The organism is Streptomyces spongiae, assembly GCF_009377185.1.
GTDB classification, from domain to species: domain Bacteria; phylum Actinomycetota; class Actinomycetes; order Streptomycetales; family Streptomycetaceae; genus Streptomyces; species Streptomyces spongiae.
The window spans coordinates 1-8,731 of record NZ_VJZC01000425.1 but is presented as its reverse complement, the minus strand read 5'-3'; the positions used below and the strand labels follow the sequence as shown (position 1 = coordinate 8,731).

Below are 8,731 nucleotides of genomic sequence, written 5' to 3'. Positions count from 1 at the left end.
GCACCCCGAGCATCTCCCGCAGCTCCGTCAACGCCTGCCGCCCCATGTCCCCCACCAGCGCCGCGTTCTTCACGGCCTTCTCGGGATCCTTCCGGGCAACGGCCTGCAACGCCGCCGCATGCACCACCATCAACGACACCCGGTGCGCCACCACGTCATGCATCTCCCGGGCGATCCGCGTCCGCTCCTCACCCCGGGCCCACTCCGCCCGCTCCTCGGCCCGCTCGGCCAGCAACTGCAGCTCCCGCTCCAGCGAGTCCGCCCGCTCCCGCAGGCTCTCCATCAGCCGGCGCCGCGCCCCCACGTACAACCCGAGCAGCACCGGCGGCGCCGTCAGCCCGATCGCCATCGTCAGCGACACGAACGGCGGGAACCACTCCCCCCACATCGCCGCCGCGTCCCCGCGCACGTTCCCGTGGGTCGTCTGCACGTACGCGACGATGAACACGCCCAGGAACGACATCCCCGACAGCGCCGCGATGATCCGCCGGGGCGCCTCCGACGCGGCCAGCGTGTACAGGCCGACGATGCCCATCAGATAGCCCATCTGCGCGGGCGTGATCGCGATGGACACGAGCACCACGGCCACGGGCCACGTCCGCCGCACCAACAGCACGGACCCGGCAAGCAATCCGAACACCACACCCACGGCCACGGGCAGCCCCGCGTCCTGTGCGAACGGATACCCCCGCACCGCGCACTCGACCATGGACACCAACGCCAGCCCGGCGTCCAGCGCCGCACTGCGCCGCCGCTCCCACCACCAGGGTCCGTCCCTGGTCCCCGCCTCGATACGGTCTTCCCCCGTCGTGGTCATAGCTCCAGCCTACGGGCGCCAGCAAACGCTTTTCCGGCGAGTTTCGCGTACTGGCCCACACCACGCTCCGCAATCGAACGGAAGCGAAACCGCCCAGAATCCCTCGAACTGCTGATTCGCTCACCGTTCGACCCTGGAACCTCGCATTCCGGCCGGACGGTATGCCCATGGCACATCCACAGAGCAAGTACGCCGATTTCGAGGGGCTGCGGGAGCGGGCGGTCACGCTTCGCCGGGCCGGCCTCAGCCGCCGCCAGATCCGCGACCGGCACCAGGGCTGGACGTACGACCAGATCCAGGTGGAACTGGGGTGCTCGAAGAGTTCGATCTCGCTGTGGGTACGGGATCTGCCGAGGCCGGAGCGCCGGAAGCGGACCCGTGTGGAGGCTTCAGCAATCGGCAAACGAGGCTGGGAGGCCAAGCTGCGTCTGCGCGAGGAGGAACGCCAGCAAACCGCGAAACTGGCAGCAGCGGCAGTGGGGTGCATGACTGACCGCGAGCTATTCCTGGTGGGCGTCGGGCTTTACTGGGCCGAGGGCGCAAAGAGCAAGCCGAACTCCTGAAGACCACCCTCAAGAAGCACAACCCGAGGACCAACCGGAAGAACGTCCACGAGGACCACCACGGCTGTCTTCGCATCGACGTACGCGACGGAGCTGACTTGTAGCGTCGCATCGAAGGCTGGTGGTGCGGCATAGTAGGAGGCGCCGCTCGGCAACCTGGCTAAATGTCCAGTTTGGTCGAGTTTATTCCCCTGTGGTGTAATTGGCAGCACTGTGGCTTTTGGTGCCATATGTCCGGGTTCGAGTCCTGGCGGGGGAGCTGTGCTCGGTTCGAGGCCTGACCCAAGAAGCAAGGGTCAGGCCCCGCTCACATTTCCCCCTCGCAACCCCCCGGTATCCTGCGGATGACCAAACCCCACATCCAAAGCCGAAGGGCACACCCGTGAGCGCCAACCGCCCGGCAGCCGTCGTCGTACTCGCAGCGGGTGAGGGAACCCGTATGAAGTCGGCCACACCGAAGGTCCTGCACAGTATCTGTGGCCGTTCCCTCGTCGGTCACGTACTCGCCGCCGCGCGCGAGTTGGAGCCCGAGAACCTCGTCGTCGTCGTGGGGCACGCCCGGGAGAAGGTCGCCGCGCACCTCGGCGAGATCGATCCGGGCGTACGGACGGCCGTCCAGGCCGAGCAGAACGGCACCGGGCACGCCGTGCGGATGGGTCTTGAGGAGCTCGGGGGGAGCGTCGACGGGACCGTCGTCGTCGTATGCGGGGATACGCCTCTCCTCACCGGCGCCACCCTCCAGGCCCTCGCCGCGACCCACACCTCCGACGGCAACGCCGTCACCGTGCTCACCGCCGAGGTCCCCGACGCCACCGGGTACGGGCGGATCGTGCGCGACGGAGTCAGCGGGGCCGTGACCGCGATCGTCGAGCACAAGGACGCCACCGAGTCCCAGCGGGCCATCCGGGAGATCAACTCCGGGGTGTTCGCCTTCGACGGGCAGCTTCTCGCGGACGCGCTCGGCAAAGTCCGGACCGACAACAGTCAGGGCGAGGAGTACCTCACCGACGTGCTCGGCATCCTGCGTGAGGCCGGGCACCGGGTCGGGGCCTCGGTGGCGGGTGACCACCGTGAGATCGCCGGCATCAACAACCGCGTGCAGCTCTCTGAGGCCCGTCGGATCCTCAACGACCGGCTGCTGACCGAGGCCATGCTCGCGGGCGTCACCGTCGTGGACCCGGCGACGACCTGGGTCGACGTGACCGTCACGTTCGAGCAGGACGCGATCGTGCACCCGGGGACGCAGCTGCTCGGCTCCACGCATCTCGGCGAGGGCGCCGAGGTGGGGCCCCACACACGTCTGACGGACACCCGGGTCGGGGCCGGCGCCCATGTCGACAACACGGTCGCCACCGGCGCCGACATCGGCCCGCAGGCCAACGTCGGTCCGTACGCCTACCTCCGCCCCGGCACTCACCTCGGCCTGAAGTCCAAGATCGGGACGTTCGTCGAGGCGAAGAACTCGTCCATCGGGGAGGGGACGAAGGTTCCGCACCTCTCCTACGTCGGGGACACGACGATCGGTGAGTACTCGAACATCGGCGCGGCAAGTGTCTTCGTGAACTACGACGGTGAGAGCAAGCACCACACGACCGTCGGCTCACACTGCAAGACGGGCTCGGACAACATGTTTGTGGCGCCTGTCACGGTCGGGGACGGTGCGTACACCGGCGCGGGGTCGGTCATCACGAAGGACGTGCCGCCCGGTGCGCTGGCTGTCGCCCGTGGCCAGCAGCGGAATATCGAGGGTTGGGTGGCCCGTAAGCGTCCGGGGAGCGCGGCGGCGAAGGCTGCCGAAGCGGCCTCCCGCCAGGGCGAAAGCGAAAGCTGACCGGAAACGGGGGCGTCGGGGACGGCGTACCGTGATAGGTGCAAACCCGCACCCCCCAGCTTGAGACGACCTCTCATGCCCAGCTGAGACACCTCTGAGGAGACTGTGCTGTGACCGGGATCAAGACGACCGGCGAGAAGAAGTTGATGTTCTTCTCCGGCCGCGCCCACCCCGAGCTTGCCGAGGAGATCGCCCAGGAGCTGGGTGTCGGGGTCGTCCCGACGAAGGCCTTCGACTTCGCCAATGGTGAGATCTACGTCCGCTACCAGGAGTCGGCCCGTGGTGCGGACTGCTTCCTGATCCAGAGCCACACGGCTCCGATCAACAAGTGGGTCATGGAGCAGTTGATCATGATCGACGCGTTGAAGCGTGCGTCGGCGCGTTCGATCACTGTCATCGTGCCGTTCTACGGTTACGCGCGGCAGGACAAGAAGCACCGGGGGCGTGAACCGATTTCGGCGCGTCTGATCGCCGATCTGATGAAGACGGCGGGTGCGGACCGGATCCTGGCCGTGGATCTGCACACGGACCAGATCCAGGGTTTCTTCGACGGTCCCGTCGACCACCTGTTCGCGCTGCCGCTGCTCGCGGACTACGTGGGAAGCAAGGTGGACCGGGACAAGCTGACCGTCGTGTCTCCGGACGCGGGTCGTGTGCGGGTGGCCGACCGGTGGTGCGACCGTCTGGGTGCGCCGCTGGCGATCGTGCACAAGCGTCGTGACAAGGACGTGGCGAACCAGGTCACGGTGCACGAGGTGGTCGGTGATGTCGAGGGCCGTATCTGTGTGCTGGTCGACGACATGATCGACACGGGTGGCACGATCTGCGCGGCGGCGGACGCTCTGTTCGCGCACGGCGCGGAGGACGTGATCGTGACCGCGACGCACGGTGTGCTGTCGGGTCCGGCGGCGGACCGGCTGAAGAACTCGAAGGTGAGTGAGTTCGTGTTCACGAATTCGCTGCCGACGCCGGGTGAGCTGGAGCTGGACAAGATCAGGGTGCTGTCGATCGCGCCGACGATCGCGAGCGCGGTGCGTGAGGTGTTCGAGGACGGTTCGGTGACGAGCCTGTTCGACGAGTAACAGTCTCTATTGAAGATCCTTTTGGGGACGGCCTCCCTCTCCGAGTAGACTGCCGCAGTTGCTCGGCGAGGGAGGCCGTTCCCGTTGCGGGTTCGGTGGTCCGTTATCGACGCGCTCTTCGTAGCAGGCCGTTCGTGGCCGGGTGACCACGTCCGTATCTACCTCTACGAGGAGTGATCCATATGTCCGAGGTGAAGATCACCGCCGCGACGCGCACCGAGTTCGGCAAGGGTGCCGCCCGTCGTATCCGTCGTGACAGCAAGGTTCCCGGTGTCCTGTACGGGCACGGTTCGGACCCGCTGCACCTGACGCTTCCGGGTCACGACCTGCTGATGGCGCTGCGTACGCCGAACGTCCTGATCTCGCTGGACATCGACGGGAAGACCAAGGAGCTGGCGATCCCGAAGTCCGTGCAGCGTGACCCGATCAAGGGTTTCCTGGAGCACGTGGACCTGCTGCTGGTGAAGCGTGGCGAGAAGGTCAACGTCGAGATCTACGTCCACACCGAGGGCGAGCTGGCCCCGGGCGGGTACCTTCTGGAGCACGTGCTGAACGCGCTTCCGGTCGAGGCCGAGGCCACGCACATCCCCGAGTCCGTCACGGTGTCCATCGAGGGCCTGGAGTCCGGTGCCTCCATCCTCGCCAAGGACATCACCCTGCCGTCCGGTGTGACCCTGGACGTCGACCCGGACGCGGTCGTCCTCCAGGTCCTGTCCGCCCAGGCGGAGGAGCCGACGGAGGAGGCCGCTGAGGGTGAAGAGGCCGCTGAGGCCTGATCCCTTCTCGGATCCTGTTCCGGCCGCCGGGTTCGCGCTGTGAGGTGTGGCCCGGCGGCCGGCGCGTTCGAGGGTGGATGCGCGTATGAAGGAGACATGGACGTGACGACCGACGCGGGCGCCCCTTGGCTGATCGTGGGGCTGGGCAATCCGGGGCCCGGGTATGCCATGAACCGGCACAACGTGGGGTTCATGGTGGCCGATCTGCTGGCGGAGCGGGTCGGGGGGAAGTTCAAGCGGGCCCCGAAGGCGCAGGCGCAGGTGGTGGAGGCCCGGATGGGTCCTCCGGGTCCGGCGAACCGGCGGGTGGTGCTGGCGAAGCCGCTGTCGTACATGAACCTGTCCGGGGGCCCGGTGAACGCGCTGCGTGACTTCTACAAGGTGCCGGTGGCCAATGTCGTGGCGATTCATGACGAGTTGGACATCGACTACGGCACGCTGCGGTTGAAGCTGGGTGGCGGGGACAACGGCCACAACGGTCTGAAGTCGATGACGAAGGCGATGGGTTCGGACTACCACCGGGTGCGCTTCGGGATCGGGCGCCCTCCGGGCCGTATGCAGGTCGCCGACTTCGTTCTGAAGGACTTCTCGTCCGCCGAGCGCAAGGAGCTCGACTACTTCGTGGACCGCGCCGCCGATTCGGTCGAGTGTCTCGTCTCGGAGGGTCTGGAGCGGGCGCAGAGCGCGTACAACTCCTGAGCGGTGCTTCCTGACCGTGTGGGGCGGGTCGATGTACGCGGACAACTGCCGACTTGTCACCCAGGTGAGTTGACCGAGCGCGGGGGCATGGCCAAGGATCTCGGCCATGCCTGCCACCGCTGCCTCCCGTGCGCCCCGTGAAGGGGCGGCCGTCGCGCTGCGGTTGGGGCGGCTCGCCTCGATGGGAACGGTCGCGGCGCTGATCCTGATCGCGGGTGTGTGGGCGTCGTGGGGCACCGCGCAGCACGTGATGCTCACCAAGGGGCGCGAGCAGGGCACGATGAGGGTGACGCGGTGTGCGGGGGACGTGTGCACGGGTCCCTATACGCCGGCCTCCGAGGGGTCGAGGGCGCGCGATCGTGTCGAGATCGAGCGGACGGTGGCGGTGAAGCGGGGGCAGACGTACTCGGTCGCCGTGAAGCCCGGCAGCAGTGACGTCGTCCGTACGGGGCCGTCGGGGCTGCTCTACTCCTGGGTGCCGTTCGGTGGTGCACTGCTGCTCGCTTCGGTGGTCGTGGCGGGCGGTCTACGGATGAACCGGACCGCGTGGGTGCTGGGGGGCTCCGGGCTCGCGCTGATCACGGCCGCGTTCGTGGTTCTCTGATCTCCCCTCTGTACGTTTGATCCCCCCTCTGTACGTTCTCCGATCGTTATGCGGGATATTTACGGCGATCCGCGACGTATCAGACATGAGCGAAGTTCAGCCACTTGACCGGATGTCGACGGAACAGGAAGCTGAGCCGCCCCCTCCACATCTTTCGTTCCACGTCACGAAGATGGACTTGCCCATGCGCAACCTCACTCGCGTCGGCGGCGCGTTCGCCGTCGGCGTCGCCACGTCAGTAGCGCTTCTCTCCGCCCCGGCCGCCTATGCGACGCCGCCCGGCGACAACGGCACCGTGAAGATCCACGACGCGACCACCGGCGAGGAGCTCCACAAGAACGAGCCGCACGTCTGCACGTTCTACCTCGACGCCTTCGGCTTCGACGGCGTCCAGCAGGTCGACTGGCACATCGACGCGTGGGCCCCGACCGCCGACGTCAAGGGCCAGACGGTGAAGTCGGGTTCCCTTGCCCTGGACGCCGACGGTCACGGCCGCACCGATGACCTGACGCTGCCCGACGGTCACTACAAGTTGTTCTGGAACTTCGACGGCGAGCACGGCTCCGCCAAGCACAAGGTCTTCTGGACGGACTGCTCGGACGACGACAACGGCGGCGGCACGGGAGGCGGCACGGGCGGGAACGAGCCCTCCTCCGACCCGTCCGCGTCCGCGTCCCCGTCCGCGTCGGCCTCCCCCTCGGCGGCCGGTGACGAGACCCCGGCGGGTTCCGCCAGTTCCTCCCCGTCCATCCAGGGCGGCGGCTCCGGCGACGACCTCGCCGAGACCGGCAGCAGCGCCCCGGTCGGCACCCTCTCCGCCGTGGCGGCCATGCTCGTCGCCGGGGGCGGCTACCTGCTCCTCCGCCGGCGCGGGGGCGGGGCCGGCCGGCGGTAGGCGCGGCTCAGGACAGGCAGAAGGGTGCCCCCGAGGTCGTACGGCCTCGGGGGCACCCTCGCGTTGTGCGGCGGCCGTCAGCCCGTGTTGCGCAGGCCCGCCGCCACGCCGTTGACGGTCAGCAGCAGGGCCCGGGACAGCAGCGGGTCCGGTGTCTCGCCCGCGGCGGCCGCGTCGCGCTGGCGCTTGAGCAGCGTGACCTGGAGGTAGGAGATCGGGTCCAGGTAGGCGTCGCGGATGGCGAAGGTCTGCTGGAGTACCGGGTTGGCGTCCAGGAGCTTCTCCTCGCCGGTGATCCGCAGGACCTCGCGGACGGTCAGCTCGTGTTCGGCCTCGATGGTGGCGAAGACGTGCTTGAGGTCGTCCGGGACGAGGGTGTCGACGTAGTGGCGGGCGATCCGCAGGTCCGTCTTGGCGAGGGTCATCTCGACGTTGGAGACGAAGTTGCGGAAGAAGTGCCACTGCTCGTGCATCTCCTCCAGGACGGTGTCGAGGCCGGCCTCGCGCAGCGCCTTGAGGCCCGAGCCGACGCCGAACCAGCCCGGCACGATCTGCCGTGACTGGGTCCAGCCGAACACCCACGGGATGGCCCGCAGTCCGTCGAGGCCGGCTCCGGAGTCGGGGCGGCGGGACGGCCGGGAGCCGAGGTGCAGGTCGGCCAGCTGGTCGACGGGCGTGGCGGCGAAGAAGTACGCGGGCAGGTCCGGGTCCTCGACGAGCTTGCGGTAGGCCGCTTCCGCCGCGTTCGACACCACGTCCATGGCCGCGTCCCAGCGGGCCAGCGCCTCGACCGACTGGCGGGGGGCGGTGTGGAGGGCGGACGCCTGGAGGGTGGCGGCGACCGTCAGCTCGAGGTTCTCGCGGGCCAGTGACGGCACGAGGTACTTGTCGGAGATGACCTCGCCCTGCTCGGTGACCTTGATCTCGCCTTCCAGGGTGCCCCAGGGCTGGGCGAGGATCGCGTCGTGGGAGGGGCCGCCGCCGCGTCCCACGGTTCCCCCGCGGCCGTGGAACAGCCGGAGCCGTACGCCGTAGCGGTGGGCGACGTCGCGCAGGCGGCGCTGGGCGCGGTGGATCTCCCACTGGCTGGTGGTGATGCCGCCGAACTTCGAGGAGTCGGAGTAGCCGAGCATGACCTCCTGGACGTCGCCGCGCAGTGCCACGAGGCGGCGGTAGGAGGGGTCGGAGAGCATGTCCTCCAGGATGGTGTCGGCGGCCTTGAGCTCGTCGGTGGTCTCCAGCAGCGGCACGATGCCGATCTTGGCCCAGCCGGCGTGCAGGTCGACGAGGCCGGCCTCGCGGGCGAGGACGGCCGCCGCGAACACGTCGTCGGCGCCCTGGCACATGGAGATGATGTACGACTCGATGACCTCGGGTCCGAAGACGGCGAGGGCCTTCTTGACGGTCTCGAAGACGCCGAGGGTCTTGGCGCCCGACGCGTCCAGCGGGGCGGCTGTCTCTTAT

General features: G+C 68.4%; 7 protein-coding genes, 1 tRNA gene and 2 pseudogenes. 8 read left to right on the top strand and 2 right to left on the bottom strand.

Features of this window, described 5'->3' with window-relative positions:
* Window positions 1–817, bottom strand: an 817-nt coding sequence (locus FNH08_RS36905) for a sensor histidine kinase (RefSeq protein ID WP_228034574.1), incomplete at its 3' end; no start/stop codon positions are given.
* A gap of 167 nt (window positions 818–984) precedes the next feature.
* On the opposite strand from FNH08_RS36905, the pseudogene FNH08_RS36900 reads away from it, so the two are divergent.
* The 8 genes and pseudogenes from FNH08_RS36900 to FNH08_RS36865 all read left to right on the top strand — a co-directional run bounded on the left by FNH08_RS36900 (window position 985) and on the right by FNH08_RS36865 (window position 7,267).
* Window positions 985–1,484 (top strand): annotated as a pseudogene (locus tag FNH08_RS36900) (hypothetical protein).
* A gap of 83 nt (window positions 1,485–1,567) precedes the next feature.
* A tRNA-Gln gene (locus tag FNH08_RS36895) sits at window positions 1,568–1,639 on the top strand.
* A 123-nt stretch (window positions 1,640–1,762) separates the two neighbouring features.
* Window positions 1,763–3,211 (top strand): bifunctional UDP-N-acetylglucosamine diphosphorylase/glucosamine-1-phosphate N-acetyltransferase GlmU, encoded by a 1,449-nt coding sequence (gene glmU, locus FNH08_RS36890; RefSeq protein WP_322726091.1) that lies wholly within the window; start codon window positions 1,763–1,765, stop codon window positions 3,209–3,211.
* A gap of 110 nt (window positions 3,212–3,321) precedes the next feature.
* Window positions 3,322–4,293 carry a ribose-phosphate diphosphokinase gene (locus FNH08_RS36885; RefSeq protein ID WP_322726090.1) on the top strand — a complete coding sequence of 324 codons (972 nt, stop codon included), beginning with the start codon at window positions 3,322–3,324 and terminating at the stop codon, window positions 4,291–4,293.
* A gap of 182 nt (window positions 4,294–4,475) precedes the next feature.
* Complete coding sequence (locus FNH08_RS36880; protein WP_152775893.1) at window positions 4,476–5,069, top strand: 50S ribosomal protein L25/general stress protein Ctc; 594 nt, start codon at window positions 4,476–4,478, stop codon at window positions 5,067–5,069.
* A gap of 96 nt (window positions 5,070–5,165) precedes the next feature.
* Entirely contained in the window at window positions 5,166–5,768 is a 603-nt protein-coding gene (gene pth / locus FNH08_RS36875) for an aminoacyl-tRNA hydrolase (RefSeq protein ID WP_152775892.1), read from the top strand.
* Between the two features lie 106 nt (window positions 5,769–5,874).
* On the top strand, window positions 5,875–6,372 hold the full coding sequence (locus FNH08_RS36870) for a hypothetical protein (protein WP_152775891.1): 498 nt from the start codon (window positions 5,875–5,877) through the stop codon (window positions 6,370–6,372).
* Between the two features lie 184 nt (window positions 6,373–6,556).
* Entirely contained in the window at window positions 6,557–7,267 is a 711-nt protein-coding gene (locus FNH08_RS36865; protein ID WP_152775890.1) for an LPXTG cell wall anchor domain-containing protein, read from the top strand.
* Between the two features lie 77 nt (window positions 7,268–7,344).
* Here the strand turns inward: FNH08_RS36865 and FNH08_RS36860 are convergent.
* Window positions 7,345–8,724 (bottom strand): annotated as a pseudogene (locus FNH08_RS36860) (phosphoenolpyruvate carboxylase); the annotation flags it as partial.
* Window positions 8,725–8,731 lie beyond the last annotated feature (7 nt).